Genomic DNA, 14,010 nt, shown 5'->3' on the forward strand with positions numbered 1-14,010 from the left:
AAGGACCCGACCGTGAAACACCTGCCCCGCCTAATTCTCGCCGCCTTCGCGGTGACCGCCTTCACGTCGCTTGCCGCGTGTAGCAACGACGAATCCTCCTCTGCGCCAACCACGTCCGCCTCGGCGTCGGTGGATGCGGCGATGCAGTCCATGATGGATTCCATCCCGTCTCCGTTCGTCAACGCACCGCAGGCTGCCAACACGTACCTCGGCAGTGTCGAAGGCACCGATGCCTACATCGCTGTCATCATGGCCGGCGACAAGGCGGTGGCGTTCCTATGCGACGGCTCGTCGATGTGGGAATGGCCGACAGGCTCTTTCAACGACAATCGGGTCGAGCTCACCAACTCGAGCGGGACCACAGTCGCTGCTCACCTCGACGGTTCGACATTGACCGGCAGTGTGAAGATCGGCGGAGCCGACCACAACTTCACCGCGGTTCCTGCCCAGGCGAACGAGGGCGTCTACCGCACGGTCGTGAACGAGAACGGGCAAATGTCGACGGTCGGCTGGATCATTCGTGACGCGGGCGGTCGTGGGTTCGAGCGTTCCTCGACCGGCGCGATCAGCAACGCCATCAGGTCCGACACCCAGGACACCGAGGACGACCGCCGCCAGCGTGACCGCCGGGACGAGCGCAACGAGCAACTGCGATGCCAGCGCCTCGTCCAGGACCTCGCTGACGCACGGGCAACATTGGCCGCACTCGAGGCCCTGCCCCGCGAGGGCGGCAACATCCAGATGGTCGCGCTCGCCAAGCAACGCGTCGACCGTCTGGTCAGCGCGCAGTGCTGAGCGGCTGCTCAACCATCACCGAAAGTGCAGCTTTTCAGGCAATATCGGCCGAAACGACCTGGATAACTGCACTTTCGGCGGGGATTAAGCGCTGGGCGCGAGTCCGATGAGCACCTCGTCGCGGAATGCGCGGGTCGATGCGTCGGCTTCGGCTGCGACGTACTTCGTCGGCTGCCGGTGGACCGACTCGGTAGCAAGCGGACGCGCGTCGGCCGCCCATTTCCTGCGTCCGCCGGCCAGGACTCGCACATCCTGGTGACCGTGCAGCTTGAAGCACCAATAGGCAAAGCTGGCCGCGCGGTTGCTTTTTCGCGCGCAGAGAACGATCGTGTCGTCGTTCTCGATGCCTGTCGCCGAGAGCAACGACTCGAACCGTTGTGTGCTCGCGGGATCTCGGAGGTCGATCGTCACGGCGCCGGGGATGTGGCCGTCGTCGTTTGCCGGCGGGTCTTCGGCGACCTCGACGAACACAATGCCCGGTGTGTCGAGGTTCGCTTCGGCCCACTCCCCCGAGACGACGTTGGCTACCAATAGAGGCCAGGAATCCATTTGGCCAACCCGATGCTCGGAGTGGGCATCGCCATCAACGGCGCCAACATCTTTGCAGTGAAGGAACTCTGCGACGGCCGGGCCTCATCGCTGGCGTCGCGAGGCTTCCGCTCTGCCCCGGATTCGGGGAACGCCCGGTAAACCTGATGCAACACAGCTCGTTTGACGTTCGGCGCCAAGAGACCCATGTAATCGGAGAGGGTGCCGATCGGCGTGTCGATCCGGTCAGGACGCTGTTCGAGAGCTCGCATCACGCGTGCGGCAGCGTCTTCGGGCGAGTCGACCGGCAGCGACTTGTAGGCAGCCGTCGGGGCGATCATCGGCGTCCGGACCAATGGCATCCGAATCGAGGTGAAAGTTACTCCTGCATCGATATTTTCAGCGGCCGCGATCGTAGCGAACGAATCGAGCGCGGACTTGCTGGCGACATACGCAGCGAAGAGCGGCGCCTTCGTCTGAACCCCGATCGAGGAAATGTTGACGATGTGCCCGAAGCCGCGTTCACGCATCGATGGCAGCAAGGCGAGGATGAGCCGGACCGCGCCGAAGTAGTTCACGGCCATGGTTCGTTCGAAATCGTGCATCCGGTCGGTCGAGCTGATCACCGCACGACGGATCGAACGACCTGCGTTGTTGACCAGGTAGTCGACTCGACCGTGCTCGTTGAGCAACGTCTTGACCAACATCGCGACCGCTTCTTCATCGGTGATGTCGCACGGATACCCATGAGCATCACCGCCCTCGGCGCGAATTGCTGCAACGGCGTCGTCCAAGTCCTCCACGCCGCGGGCGACCATCAGTACCGTCGCCCCGCGCCGTGCGACCGCATGCGCCGACGCCAACCCGATGCCTGACGACGCACCGGTGATCACGACCACGCGACCGCGGAAGCCGTCCGGCCCGGCCGTGCGGCGCAAGCGATTCGGATCGAGCTCCTGCGCCCAATACCGCCACAGCTTGTCTGCGTAACTGGAGAACTCGGGGACCTTGATACTCAGATCACCGCGCAGCGCCGACCGGGTGGCCGTCGATTTGAAGGTCGACGCGAACGCAACGTGATCGATTACGGCACTGGGGATTCCGAGTTGTCCCAATGCGGCGTCACGGACCGCCTTCACGCCGGGCAGTGCGCCTATGCGCGACAGCGATGCGTTGAAGCCGGGCACTGCGAACAGACTGCTCGGAGCCCCGGCCGCGGTAGCAAGCGCGGCGAACACTTCGTGCACCGGCTGTGGCTCCGGGTTGACGAGGTGGAAGGTGGCCCCACTGTTGCCCTTGAAGCAGACCAGTTCGACCAGCGCAGCGGCGACGTATTCGACCGGCACGATGTTCGTCGATCCGAGATTCGGGACGGCGATCGGCAGCTGCGAGGGTAGTTGGGCGAGCCGCGACAGCGCGGAGAAGAAGTAGTACGGACCGTCTATCTTGTCCATCTCGCCGGTTCGGGAATCGCCGACGACGATCGCGGGTCGGTACACCCGCCACCGTAGGCCTTCCGCCTCGCGTACGAGCTTCTCGGCGACGAACTTGGTGCGATGGTACGGCGTTGGAAGTTGTTGTCCCAGATCGAAATCCGATTCCGTAAACTCGCCGCTGTAATCACCGGCAACGGCGACCGAGGACACGTGGTGCAGCATCGCCCCGCACTGTTTCGCGAGCGCGATCACCCGTTCGGTGCCTGCGACGTTGGCAGCGTGCGCAACGTCTTCGTCGGCAGTCATGTCGTACACCGCGCCGAGATGGACTATCTCGCGGACGGCAGGCGGATCGCTCTCCAGCCCGAGGTTCTCCTTCGTGAGATCCCCGATCAGTGGGACAATCCGTTCTGCACCAGTCCAATTCGATACAATGGCCGCCAACTTGCGACGCGACGATTCGCGAACGAGAACGTGGACAACGGCGTCTGGATCCTTCTCCAGCAACGCGCGGAGGAAATGCCGACCGATGAATCCTGTTCCGCCAGTGACGATGTAACCATTATTCATTTCGATTTCCCTTGTGTTCGAAGATCTTTCGATTTCGTTCGAAGACCTGAATACGTGAGAACCTCGACGTCACTCACCCCTGTGATACCCGCAACCGTAGGTGCCCCTGACCAGCCCGGCAAGGCCAAGTGGGAATTTTCACAAACAGACCAGATACCTATAAACCGACGTATCAGCTACCGCCGGTAACACTCGAAACCGCGAGAATCATTCTGCCGCAACAATACTCACCGGTAACCGCGCAAACTCCCGGCAAGCGAGAAATCTCACACCAAGCTCATGTGTGCATGAAACACGTTGCCTTGCAGAATCCTTCAGTGAAGCAAGATCAAGAAATCGGCCTTGCCAGCGGCATTCGCATCGACTCTCGAGCATCGGTCCTGCACTCTTGACCACGTCGACGATGCCGCCCATTCGCAATATCCAGCACCGATCAAGGGACGACAACAAGATGTTCAAGCGGATCGCCGTAGTCAACCGAGGCGAAGCAGCAGTACGCCTCATCAGAGCCGTGCGGGAACTCAACGCCGAACACAGTCACGGCATCCGCACCATCGCCCTGCACACGAGTGCCGAAAGCCGAGCGATGTTCGTCCGCCAGGCCGACGAGGCGGTGACCCTCCGCTCGTCGTCGACAGGCAGTCCCTACCTCGACCACCAAGAACTCGAACGCGCGCTGCTGGAGGCCAAGGCAGATGCGGTGTGGGTCGGCTGGGGCTTCGTCGCCGAGGACCCCGCGTTCGCCGACCTGTGCGCCAAGCTGAACATCACCTTCATCGGTCCGCCCGCCGAAGCGATGCGCCTACTCGGCGACAAGGTCGCAGCGAAGATCCTCGCCGAGAAGGTCGGCGTTCCCGTCGCCCCATGGAGCGGTGGCCCCGTAGAGACCCGCGCCGACGCGCGCCGTCACGCCCAAGCCATCGGTTACCCGCTGATCATCAAAGCCCGGAGTGGCGGTGGCGGTCGCGGCATCCGCAAGGTCTACGCCGAAGACGAACTCGAACTCGCACTCGAGCGCACCCAGGGTGAAGCCGAACGGTCCTTCGGCGATCCGGTCGTGTTCATCGAGCGCCTGGTCACCGAAGCCCGCCACGTCGAGGTGCAGGTTATCGCCGACAACTACGGCAACGTCTGGGCTCCGGGCGTTCGCGACTGCTCGATTCAGCGCAAGAATCAGAAGGTCATCGAGGAATCGTCCTCGCCGGTACTCACCAAAGAGCAAGCCGATCACCTGCGCGCTGCATCGAGTGAGCTGGTCCGTACCGCCGGCTACCGGGGCGCAGGGACGGTCGAGTACCTCTACCAGCCCGATCAGCAGTTGTTCACATTCCTCGAGGTCAACACGCGCCTGCAGGTCGAGCACCCGATCACCGAGGCCACGACCGGTCTGGACCTGGTCAAGCTGCAGATTCAGGTCGCCTCGGGCGTAGCGCTCGAAGGCGAATGCCCGACCGAGTTCGGCCACGCCGTCGAAGCTCGCCTCAACGCCGAAGACGCCGACAACGGCTTTGCGCCCGCACCGGGAACTGTGCATCTGCTGAAGTTCCCGCTCGGTTCGGGACTGCGCGTGGACACCGGAATTGCCCAGGGTGACGTCATTCCGCCCGATTACGACTCGATGGTCGCCAAGGTCATCGCCTGGGGCAAGGACCGATCCGAGGCGCTCGCCCGGCTGCGGACCGCGTTGCGCGAAACGACCGTCGTCCTCGACGGCGGCACCACGACCAAGTCGTTCCTCCTCGACCTGCTCGACCGCGAGGAGCTGATCTCCGGCTCCGCCGACACAGGCTGGCTCGACCGCACCGGTGCAGGCACCGGCGACGGACCGACACCCGTCGCTGACGTCGCCTTGATCGCCGCAGCGATCGACGCCTACGACGTCGAAGAGGCGCATGAGCGCGCCACCTTCCTCAGCTCGGCTCGCGGTGGACGTCCGCGCGCAAGCCACTCGATCGGCCGCACGGTCGAACTCAGCTATCAAGGTCAGGCGTACCAACTCACGGTCGGGCAGATCGGCCCGCGCCGCTACCGAGTCGAGACCGAGGATCGCGCGTACGAGGTCGACGTCGACCGCCTCGGCGAGTTCGAGAGCCGAATCGACCTGCGCGGGTCGCGATTCCACGTCGTCACGGTCCCAGGTCCGGCGGGCTACCTCGTCGAGGTCGACGGGATGTCCCATCGAATCAGCCAGGACGACGCCGGTGTGGTCCGCGCGCCCGCACCCGCTGTCGTGGTCGCAGTCCCCGTCGCGGTCGGTGACGAGGTCGCCGCGGGAGCAACTCTGGTCGTGCTCGAGGCCATGAAGATGGAGACCGCGGTCCGCGCTGCATACCCGGGCCGGGTCCGAGAGGTGCTCGCAGTAGTCAACTCTCAGGTCGATGCCGGAGCGGCACTCCTGCGCGTCGATCGCGCAGGCGACGGCGCCGCCGCGTCGACCACCCCGCGCGTCGGATTCGACACGACCGACCTGGCGCAGGAAAGCGATACCCGCACCGAGGCCTTCGCGCGCCTGAATGCGTTGCGTGCCATGATCACCGGCTTCGACGTCAGCGGCGAACAAGGCCGTGACCTGCTCGCAGGCTACGTCACATTGCGTGACGAATTGCCCAGTCGGGACACCGATCTCGTCGACGCCGAGATCGCCGTACTGACCACCTTCGCCGACGTCTGCGAACTCTCGCGCAACCGCCCCGGACTCGACGAGGGCGATCTGCACGACGCCGTGCACAGCCCGCGCGAGCACTTCCACTCCTACCTTCAGTCCGTCGACGTCGATGTGCACGGGCTGCCGGATTCGTTCCGTAGCAAGCTTTCTCGCGCTCTGAGTCACTACGACGTGACGAGCCTGGACCGCACCCCCGTGCTCGACGAAGCCGTGTACCGTCTGTTCGTCGCGCAGCAGCGCATGGAGAACCAGGTCCCCGTCATCGCCGGGCTGCTCGATCGATGGCTGACAGCAGATTCTGCGTCACTACCGCCGACTCCCGAGTTGGCCGAAGCCCTGGACCGCTTGATTCACGCAACCCAGGTCCGTTATCCGCTGATCGGCGACATCGCCCGCAACGTGCGATTCAAATTGTTCGACGCCCCCGCGATCGACGCTGTTCGTGAACACACCTTCAACAGCGTTCGTGGCAACTTGGCCTACCTCGCCGAGCGACCCGACGCGCCGGACCATGCCCGCCGCACCGACGCCCTCGTCGACTGCTCAGAGCCGTTGGTCGACCTACTGGCGCAACGTATCTCGAATCCGGGAGCGCTCCTCGAGGTGGTCACGCGACAGTACTACCGAATTCACACACTCGACGACGTCAAGACCTTCGACCGTGCCGATCGTCCCATCGTCACCGGCACTTTCCACCTCGCAGGCGATCGCATTCACCTGGTGTCCGCCACCTCCCCTGTCGCCGAACTTGCGACGACACTCGGATTCGTCGACGAGCTCGCAGGCGCAGACGCGCAGAACGTGTCGGTCGACCTCTACCTGTCATGGCCGGATGCACCTGACAACGGAGACGAGCTGGCAATCCAGCTGGAGGACCGGCTGTTGCAGCACCCGAACGCCACAACGTGGCGCAGGGTGACGACGACGGTCATCGGCGCCGACGGTGATCGCGTGCGGCAAGTGACGTTCCGGCGGGCGTCGGCCGACGGGTCCGTGACGGGCCTCGTCGAAGACCGCATCATCCGCAACATGCACCCGCTTACTGCACAGCGGCTGGATATCTGGCGGCTCAAGAACTTCCACGGCAAGGCGCTCCCCTCGCCCGCCGATACCTACCTCTATCACATTGTGGCCAAGGAGAATTCAGCCGACGAGCGGCTAATCGCCTTCGCGGAGGTCCGTGGGGAGTCGACACAGCTCGACAAGGACGGCAACATCGTTGCCGGGCGAGCAATCGAGAGCGCGTTGTCGGCGTGCATGGACGGCATTCGCCGGGCTCAGGCCCAGCGACGGAAGCGACGCTTCGACAACAATCGCGTCGTGCTCTACATCTGGCCGCTCATCGACCTGCCGGTCGAGAAGCTGCCCGCAATCGCGCGCCACCTCCTGCCGATCACCCTCGGCGCGGGGCTGGAAGAAGTTGCCCTGCACGCCCGACTGCAAGAACGACCAGGCGACCCGATTCGTACTGTGAAGCTTCGCTTTTCGTATCGGTCCGGTGCCGGCGTCACCGTCGCGGTCATCGATCCGCCGACGCACCCGATGCAGCCGCTCGACGCATACACGCAGAAGGTGCAGCGTTCACGTACCCGTGGCACCGTGTACCCGTACGAGCTGATTCCGCTGCTTGTTCGCGACAGCGGAACATTCAGAGAACTCGACTTCGACTCGACCGGTCACCTCGTCGAGGTGGATCGGCCATACGGGCACAACACCGCCGGGCTCATCGTCGGACTGGTCACCACGGCCACCGATCGCTATCCCGAAGGGATGACGCGCGTCGCGCTGTTCGGCGATCCGACGAAAGCCCTTGGCACGGTCGCGGAAGCCGAATGCTCCCGAGTCGTCGCAGGCATCGACCTGGCCGAGAAACTGGGCGTGCCCGTCGAATGGTTCGCATTGTCTTCTGGTGCAACTATTTCCATGAGTAGCGGCACCGAGAACATGGACTGGGTATCCCGCGCCCTGCGTCGGATCATCACGTTCACCCAAGCCGGCGGCGAGATCAACGTCGTCGTCGCGGGCATCAACGTCGGCGCGCAGCCGTACTGGAATGCTGAAGCCACGATGCTGACGCACACGAAGGGCATCCTCGTGATGACCCCCGACAGCGCAATGGTGTTGACCGGCAAGCAATCTCTCGACTACTCGGGTGGCGTGTCGGCCGAAGACAACTTCGGCATCGGCGGCTACGACCGCGTCATGGGCCCCAACGGCCAGGCCCAATACTGGGCACCCGACCTGACCGCGGCTTGCGACGTGCTGTTCGCCCACTACGACCACGCGTATGTTGCTCCGGGCGAACGCTTCCCGCGCCGGGCCCACACGAAAGATCCGGTCGGCCGCGATATTCGCAGCTACCCGCACGTCCATCCGTCCAGCGACTTCAAGACCGTCGGCGACATCTTCTCCTCGAAGACGAACCCGGAACGCAAGAAGCCCTTCGACATTCGGACCGTCATGCGCGGAGTTGTCGACCAGGACCATGCTGTTCTCGAACGGTGGGCCGATATGGCGGGCGCCGAGACGTCGGTCGTCGTGGATGCTCACCTGGCGGGCTACCCCGTGACCGTGATCGGCATCGAATCGCGGACCATCAACCGAAAAGGCTGGTTCCCCGCCGACGGACCCGACCTGTGGACGTCGGGCACGTTGTTCCCGCAGTCGTCGAAGAAGACGGCGCGCGCGATCAACGCGGCAAGCGGCAACCGGCCGCTGGTCGTGCTCGCCAACCTGTCCGGCTTCGACGGTTCACCGGAATCGCTGCGCAACATCCAGCTCGAGCACGGCGCCGAAATCGGCAGGGCCATCGTCAATTTCGACGGACCGATCGTGTTCTGCGTGATCTCGCGCTACCACGGCGGCGCGTTCGTCGTCTTCTCCGGTGCACTCAACGACAACATGGAAGTGCTCGCCGTCGAGGGCTCGTTCGCCTCGGTCATCGGCGGCGCACCCGCCGCGGCTGTTGTCTTCTCGAGGGAAGTCAACAACCGCACGGCTGCGCATCCGGAAGTCCAGACGTTGGAGAAGCGGCTTGGAGCAGCCGAGGACGACGCCGAACGAGCACGCATACGCGTCGAACTGGCGGCTGCTCGGTCGTCGGTTCGGTCGGAAAAACTGGGCGAGGTCGCTCAGGAATTCGAGGCCGTCCACAACATCGACCGCGCACAGAACGTCGGTTCGGTCCATCGGATCGTCCCCGCCGCGGACCTGCGCCCCGCCATCGTCGCCGCTGTCGAACGCGGCATGGCGCGGACGCTGTCCGGGTCGTAAGCGAAGGCTAGCTCAGAACAGCGAGAATGCGCGGGCGACGAAGAAGCAGACCAGAGCCAACACGATGACGGCGATTGCCGTCAGCGCGACGATCGGTCCGACCCTGCCTGGCATCGGCTGCGGATGCGAAAGTCCGGAGGTTTGACCGGTGTCCGGCGGGGTTTCACCGGGTGGCACCCCGCCTCCCGGCTCCAACCCTGGAGCGTCGACCGACCCGGACTCGGCCGGGTCTGTGGTCGAGGCCATCAGTTCACCAGCTTGTGGGCCAGTGTTCTTCCGAAACCGGAGACCACCTGGCTGCCGCGCTGCTGTTCGCCCTGCTGAGCGGCGAGAATGACGACTGCTCCGGTGAGAACCGGCGTCACCCACTGCGTGATGCGGAGTTGCTTCTGCGCGGCGGCGGATTCGTCAGGAGTGGCCGAGGACGGCTCGGTGGCACCTTCTGCTGCCTGCCGTCCCTGGCTCGCGATCTTCGACCCGAGGTACCCGGAGTACGCCGTCGCTCCTGCGGCGGCGAGGGTGATCGCGGTCTTGATCGCGGTGTTGGTGCCAACACCCTCTTGATTAGCGACGCGGCGACGATTGGCGGCGATCAGCCCAATCCCGCCGATCGCGTGCATACCGATCGCAACAGCGTTGATCGGCGCCCATCGAGCCCACCCGTCAGCAGCAATCCGCGCGCGGTCATTCGGGTCTGCGACGTCGCTCGCGGCACCATTGAGGCCCGTCGCGCCCATCAACGACCCACCGAACCAGGCAGCCGCGCCGACATCGTGCATCGAGCGGATGACAGTGTTTCGTGTGTTCATGGTGGCTCCTTCGACTCGACGCTGAAAGCGCGAGTCATATTGTTGCGCGCCGAAACTTATTGGCCGGCGCTGCAATTGGATCTACTCGACCGAGCAGTCCTGCGTACGGAGTACCACACTAAACGATGCATAAACGCTGCATTGCTGCCGACGTGAGTTGGCGCTACGACACGCCGACGGTGTCCTTCGCGATGTTGGCGACATGGGCTTGCGCCGCAGAGACAACAGTGGACCGGTTCTTGTTGGCCTCTTCGAACGACACCACTGCGCGAATCGCCTCGGGATCGTCCAGCGTGCGGATCGCCGCCACGGCATCGGTGGCATTGAGGTCCTGGTAGCCCTCGATCGCCAACTCATCGGCCTCCGGAACCTTCGTCGCCGAGCCCCGTCCGATCAAATCGCCGACGTGAGCAGGCAGTTGCTTAGCCGCATCCGCGAGGTTGTCGCCCGCTCGCGCAATCCAGCTACCTGGCAAATTGACCACAGTCGTGCCCAAAGCAGCGACAGATTGCAGCGGCGTACGACGCAGAGCAGCGGGGCCACCCAACGCTTCTTCGGCAAGAACGGTCGTCAGCCAATCAACAGTCGCCTTGTGCGCGACGATCAGCCGCTCGGCCAGATCGGTCAGTGTGCGATCGTTCTCCTGCACGGACAACGCCTTTAGATATGTTGCGCGGCCAAGCAATTGGTACTCGAGAGCCAGGTCACCCAGCACTGCCTCGTCGAAAGGCTGAGCCTGCTCGAACATCGATTTGACCATCGCGCCGATTCGGCCGATCGCCGGACCCACGACAGCTGGGAGCGCACCGAGTCCACGAATCGCATCTTCGATCGCTTCTGCGCGTTCGCGCCCGTTTTCGGCGTTCTGGCTCAGTTCACGGCGCACTGCATCGGTGCGTGCCTGCGCAGTCCGCGTCTCGGCAATCATGATTTCGGTATTCGTCAACGTTGCAAGAGCCCGAAGCTGGGTGAGTATCGCGTTCTTCGATGTGGTGATGCGCATACGGCATTAACCCTTTCGTAGCTGAATTGGTCCGAGTTGCACTCGGTAATACGCGAATTGGAAATTCACGCGCGAGAACGCCACAATCTGGAGCGTCTCTATCGAACGGTTACCCGCGCGGTGCCGATCTAAACGACCTGCGCCGACGAACTATGCGGGGACTCTTCTTCGGCATTCTCAGCCGCGTCCTCGTGCCCGGTGGGGTGATCGGTGTCGCGCGGGTCGGAACTCAGCGCTTCGTTGTTGTCACCTGCGGTGTTGGCATCGCGCCCGTTCGATTCACTGCTATTCATGTCGATTCTCTCTGCTATTGGTCGGAGCCGTCGCCGGCGAAGCCGCGCGGAAGGTAACGATTTTCGAATTCTGCGTCGCGCGCATCGCCGGACTTGCTGCGGCGATGAAGGAAAATGATCACCGCTACCCCGGAAATCACGGACGCCGCACAACCGGCCACAGCTATCCATGTCCAGCCGTAATATCCATATCCGGCGGCAGTGAGACCAATTCCCAGAAATACGATTCCGACCCCAACCAGAAGGTAGCCGATCCAGATCCAGCTGCGCTTCTTCGGTTCTCGGCCGGCTTCTCTCGTTCGTAGATCGTCATTACTCGGTTTAGGCAACGTCATAGCTACTACTTCCGACTTGTATTCGAATTCGACCGAAAACACCAGCGCGACGTTCGTCTGCGCCGCCGTTGATCACCATGTGGTGCCTCGGGCCGTAAGACTCAACGAGTACCCCATCCACGAGGGCGGCAAACGACCGGTCGCGCGAGCGCGTACGGTGGAGAAGAGCGGACAGATTCTTGCCCACTCCCGCCCCAGACCTCGGTGGCCTCGTCAGTTGACGACAACACACCCACAGGGATTACCGATGGTCGCCACCAAGCACGATCCGACAAAGCCGATTCCGAGCGTGCAGCTGTCTGTCCAACGGCTCTACCGAACGTGGCGGGCGCTGCTACAGCGCATCGATGACATCCTCGTTTCGACGTTCGACCGCAGTCGCTTGCCGTGGCGGGCGTATCAGCAGGTGTTGATCGCGTTCGACGTCGTCGCCGGCCGAGTTCTCGGCGATACCGACGCTGGGCTTCGCGCCACAGTAGTGCGTCGACTGGTCGCCGCCGAGCACCGCTGCGAGACCGAAACAACTTCCGCGGAAACAGAATTCGCACGCGCACTTGCGCGCCGCCGCGCAGCGGAAGTCGCAGCATGGACACGACGGCGTCAGCTGTTCCACACAACCCAGATCGCAGCGCGCCCTTCGCAGATCCCCACTCGACGCGACGCTCCCCGATTTCCTGTCGGTTCGGTGACCCGAGCCTTCAAAGGTCGGTAATCGAGAACCGCGCGTTGTTTCGTTCCTCGCTTCCGGGGCACCCACTAGCAATGACGTCCCTATGGTTCGATCGTTCCCGCTCGACGCCGCAGCCAACCCTCGACGAGGGCCTCAGTTTCGACTACGTCGTCGTGGGTGCTGGTCTCACCGGACTGGTCACCGCATTGCTGCTTGCCCGCGGCGGTGCGGAGGTCGCCGTTGTGGAAGCGCGCCGCATCGGTGCAGCAGCCACTGGAAACACGACGGCGAAACTGAGCTTGCTTCAGGGAACGCGACTTTCGGAGATCTCGAGCAAGCACAGCGAGGCAACGACGCAACATTACGTCGACGCCAACGAGGAGGGCCAGCAATGGCTGCTCCGCTACTGCGAAGCGCACGACATCCCCGTCCAGCGCGAAACTGCCTATACCTACGCGAACACGGCTGCGGGCACCGACTCGGTTCGCGCAGAATTACGCGCGTGCGCGTCAGCGGGACTGGACGTCGAATGGACCGAGGAACTACCCGAACTGCCGTTTCCGACCTACGGCGCTGTCCGACTCGACAATCAGGCGCAGTTCGATCCCATGTCGGTGCTGGAAGGACTCGCAGCAGATCTGCTCGAACGCGGAGTCCCGATCTTCGAAAATACGCGAGTGCAGTCGGTCAGTCGCCGCAACGGTGGCCAGTCCATCGAAACCGACCACGGCTCAGTACAAGCCAAGAGGGTGGTATTGGCTACTGGCACACCAATTCTGGATCGTGGTGGCTACTTCGCACGCCTGGAACCTGAACGTTCCTACGCACTTGCGTTCACCGTGCCGGGGCCGATCCCGCGCGGCATGTACCTCTCCGCAGACAAGCCGAGCCGATCGCTGCGGTACGCGCCGGGCACCGGCGAGGACCTGCTGCTCGTCGGCGGCAACGGCCACCCCGTCGGTCGGTCCGATTCACCGGCGACGCTCGTCGAGGACATCGTGGAATGGACGCAGACCCACTTCCCCGGCGCACAACTTACCCATAGTTGGTCGGCTCAGGATTACACCGCGATCGACGAATTACCCTACGTCGGAACGTTACTGCCGGGCCTCGACAGCATCCTGGTCGCGACCGGCTACGCAAAATGGGGTATGACGAACGCCGTGGCGGCTGCGCTCGCGCTCGCCAGCCGAGAGTTCGGCGGCCAATTGGCCTGGGCCGATGCCATGCGCAGTTGGCGGCCGTCGCAATTGGTCGGCTTGCCGAAGGCCGCACAGGCGAACGCCGGCGTCGGGCTCAACATGGCCACCGGGTGGTTGCGGGCAGCACTCAGCACCGAAAGTTCACCGCCGAAGGAGGGCGCCGGCAACGTCGACAGATCAGGGATTCGTCCCGTCGCCACCTGCACGGTCGACGGTGTGACGAAGCGAGTATCGGCGGTATGCCCACATCTCTACGGAATTGTGAAATGGAACGACGCGGAACGGTCCTGGGACTGCCCACTGCACGGTTCTCGATTCGATTCCGACGGAAAGGTTTTGGAAGGGCCGGTTACATCGAATCTCCAAGCGTTGCCGCCACGCTGAGATAAGTGCTGACACAAAAATTCCGTGCGCATGTGCGCACGGAATTT

Annotated in this window: 11 protein-coding genes; 4 read left to right on the forward strand and 7 right to left on the reverse strand. The window is 63.5% G+C overall.

Going from position 1 to position 14,010, the window contains the following annotated elements; genetic code table 11:
- The first annotated feature begins 12 nt into the window (after positions 1 to 12).
- A complete protein-coding gene (locus tag FGL95_RS02910) occupies positions 13 to 795 on the forward strand; it encodes a hypothetical protein (protein ID WP_169584657.1) in 783 nt (260 codons plus the stop codon).
- 84 nt (positions 796 to 879) lie between these two features.
- Here FGL95_RS02910 and FGL95_RS02915 read toward each other — a convergent pair whose 3' ends face one another.
- Both FGL95_RS02915 and FGL95_RS02920 read right to left on the reverse strand, forming a co-directional pair.
- Positions 880 to 1,344, reverse strand: coding sequence for a sulfurtransferase (locus FGL95_RS02915; protein ID WP_169584658.1), 465 nt, complete (start codon positions 1,342 to 1,344; stop codon positions 880 to 882).
- Positions 1,320 to 3,329, reverse strand: coding sequence for an SDR family oxidoreductase (locus tag FGL95_RS02920; protein WP_169584659.1), 2,010 nt, complete (start codon positions 3,327 to 3,329; stop codon positions 1,320 to 1,322). The genes FGL95_RS02915 and FGL95_RS02920 overlap by 25 nt, the downstream gene beginning before the upstream one ends.
- Positions 3,330 to 3,780: 451 nt before the next feature.
- Here FGL95_RS02920 and FGL95_RS02925 point away from each other — a divergent pair, with 451 nt between their 5' ends.
- Positions 3,781 to 9,267: an ATP-binding protein gene (locus FGL95_RS02925; RefSeq protein WP_169585205.1), complete on the forward strand. Its 5,487-nt coding sequence runs from the start codon at positions 3,781 to 3,783 to the stop codon at positions 9,265 to 9,267.
- 12 nt (positions 9,268 to 9,279) lie between these two features.
- Here FGL95_RS02925 and FGL95_RS02930 read toward each other — a convergent pair whose 3' ends face one another.
- The 5 genes from FGL95_RS02930 to FGL95_RS02950 all read right to left on the reverse strand — a co-directional run bounded on the left by FGL95_RS02930 (position 9,280) and on the right by FGL95_RS02950 (position 11,749).
- The gene (locus FGL95_RS02930; RefSeq protein ID WP_169584660.1) at positions 9,280 to 9,513 is read right to left on the reverse strand and encodes a DUF6480 family protein; all 234 of its coding nucleotides are present in this window, start codon (positions 9,511 to 9,513) and stop codon (positions 9,280 to 9,282) included.
- On the reverse strand, positions 9,513 to 10,076 hold the full coding sequence (locus FGL95_RS02935; RefSeq protein WP_169584661.1) for a hypothetical protein: 564 nt from the start codon (positions 10,074 to 10,076) through the stop codon (positions 9,513 to 9,515). The genes FGL95_RS02930 and FGL95_RS02935 overlap by 1 nt, the downstream gene beginning before the upstream one ends.
- Before the next feature lie 163 nt (positions 10,077 to 10,239).
- Positions 10,240 to 11,079 (reverse strand): ferritin-like domain-containing protein, encoded by an 840-nt coding sequence (locus tag FGL95_RS02940; RefSeq protein WP_169584662.1) that lies wholly within the window; start codon positions 11,077 to 11,079, stop codon positions 10,240 to 10,242.
- 128 nt (positions 11,080 to 11,207) lie between these two features.
- Positions 11,208 to 11,372, reverse strand: a complete 165-nt coding sequence (locus FGL95_RS02945; RefSeq protein ID WP_169584663.1) for a hypothetical protein — start codon at positions 11,370 to 11,372, stop codon at positions 11,208 to 11,210.
- Between the two features lie 14 nt (positions 11,373 to 11,386).
- The gene (locus tag FGL95_RS02950) at positions 11,387 to 11,749 is read right to left on the reverse strand and encodes a hypothetical protein (RefSeq protein ID WP_169584664.1); all 363 of its coding nucleotides are present in this window, start codon (positions 11,747 to 11,749) and stop codon (positions 11,387 to 11,389) included.
- A gap of 205 nt (positions 11,750 to 11,954) precedes the next feature.
- Here FGL95_RS02950 and FGL95_RS02955 point away from each other — a divergent pair, with 205 nt between their 5' ends.
- Together FGL95_RS02955 and FGL95_RS02960 are read left to right on the forward strand one after the other, a co-directional pair.
- Positions 11,955 to 12,419 carry a hypothetical protein gene (locus tag FGL95_RS02955; RefSeq protein WP_169584665.1) on the forward strand — a complete coding sequence of 155 codons (465 nt, stop codon included), beginning with the start codon at positions 11,955 to 11,957 and terminating at the stop codon, positions 12,417 to 12,419.
- 50 nt (positions 12,420 to 12,469) lie between these two features.
- The gene (locus FGL95_RS02960; RefSeq protein WP_169584666.1) at positions 12,470 to 13,963 is read left to right on the forward strand and encodes an FAD-dependent oxidoreductase; all 1,494 of its coding nucleotides are present in this window, start codon (positions 12,470 to 12,472) and stop codon (positions 13,961 to 13,963) included.
- Positions 13,964 to 14,010: the final 47 nt, after the last annotated feature.

It is taken from the genome of Antrihabitans stalactiti, from assembly GCF_012932915.1.
GTDB classification, from domain to species: domain Bacteria; phylum Actinomycetota; class Actinomycetes; order Mycobacteriales; family Mycobacteriaceae; genus Antrihabitans; species Antrihabitans stalactiti.

Coding starts and splice junctions, on each gene's coding strand:
- FGL95_RS02925 (WP_169585205.1), top strand. CDS start 3,781: ATGTTCAAGCGGATCGCCGTAGTCAACCGAGGCGAAGCAGCAGTACGC.
- FGL95_RS02940 (WP_169584662.1), bottom strand. CDS start 11,079: ATGCGCATCACCACATCGAAGAACGCGATACTCACCCAGCTTCGGGCT.
- FGL95_RS02945 (WP_169584663.1), bottom strand. CDS start 11,372: ATGAATAGCAGTGAATCGAACGGGCGCGATGCCAACACCGCAGGTGAC.
- FGL95_RS02955 (WP_169584665.1), top strand. CDS start 11,955: ATGGTCGCCACCAAGCACGATCCGACAAAGCCGATTCCGAGCGTGCAG.
- FGL95_RS02935 (WP_169584661.1), bottom strand. CDS start 10,076: ATGAACACACGAAACACTGTCATCCGCTCGATGCACGATGTCGGCGCG.
- FGL95_RS02930 (WP_169584660.1), bottom strand. CDS start 9,513: ATGGCCTCGACCACAGACCCGGCCGAGTCCGGGTCGGTCGACGCTCCA.
- FGL95_RS02915 (WP_169584658.1), bottom strand. CDS start 1,344: ATGGATTCCTGGCCTCTATTGGTAGCCAACGTCGTCTCGGGGGAGTGG.
- FGL95_RS02920 (WP_169584659.1), bottom strand. CDS start 3,329: ATGAATAATGGTTACATCGTCACTGGCGGAACAGGATTCATCGGTCGG.
- FGL95_RS02960 (WP_169584666.1), top strand. CDS start 12,470: ATGACGTCCCTATGGTTCGATCGTTCCCGCTCGACGCCGCAGCCAACC.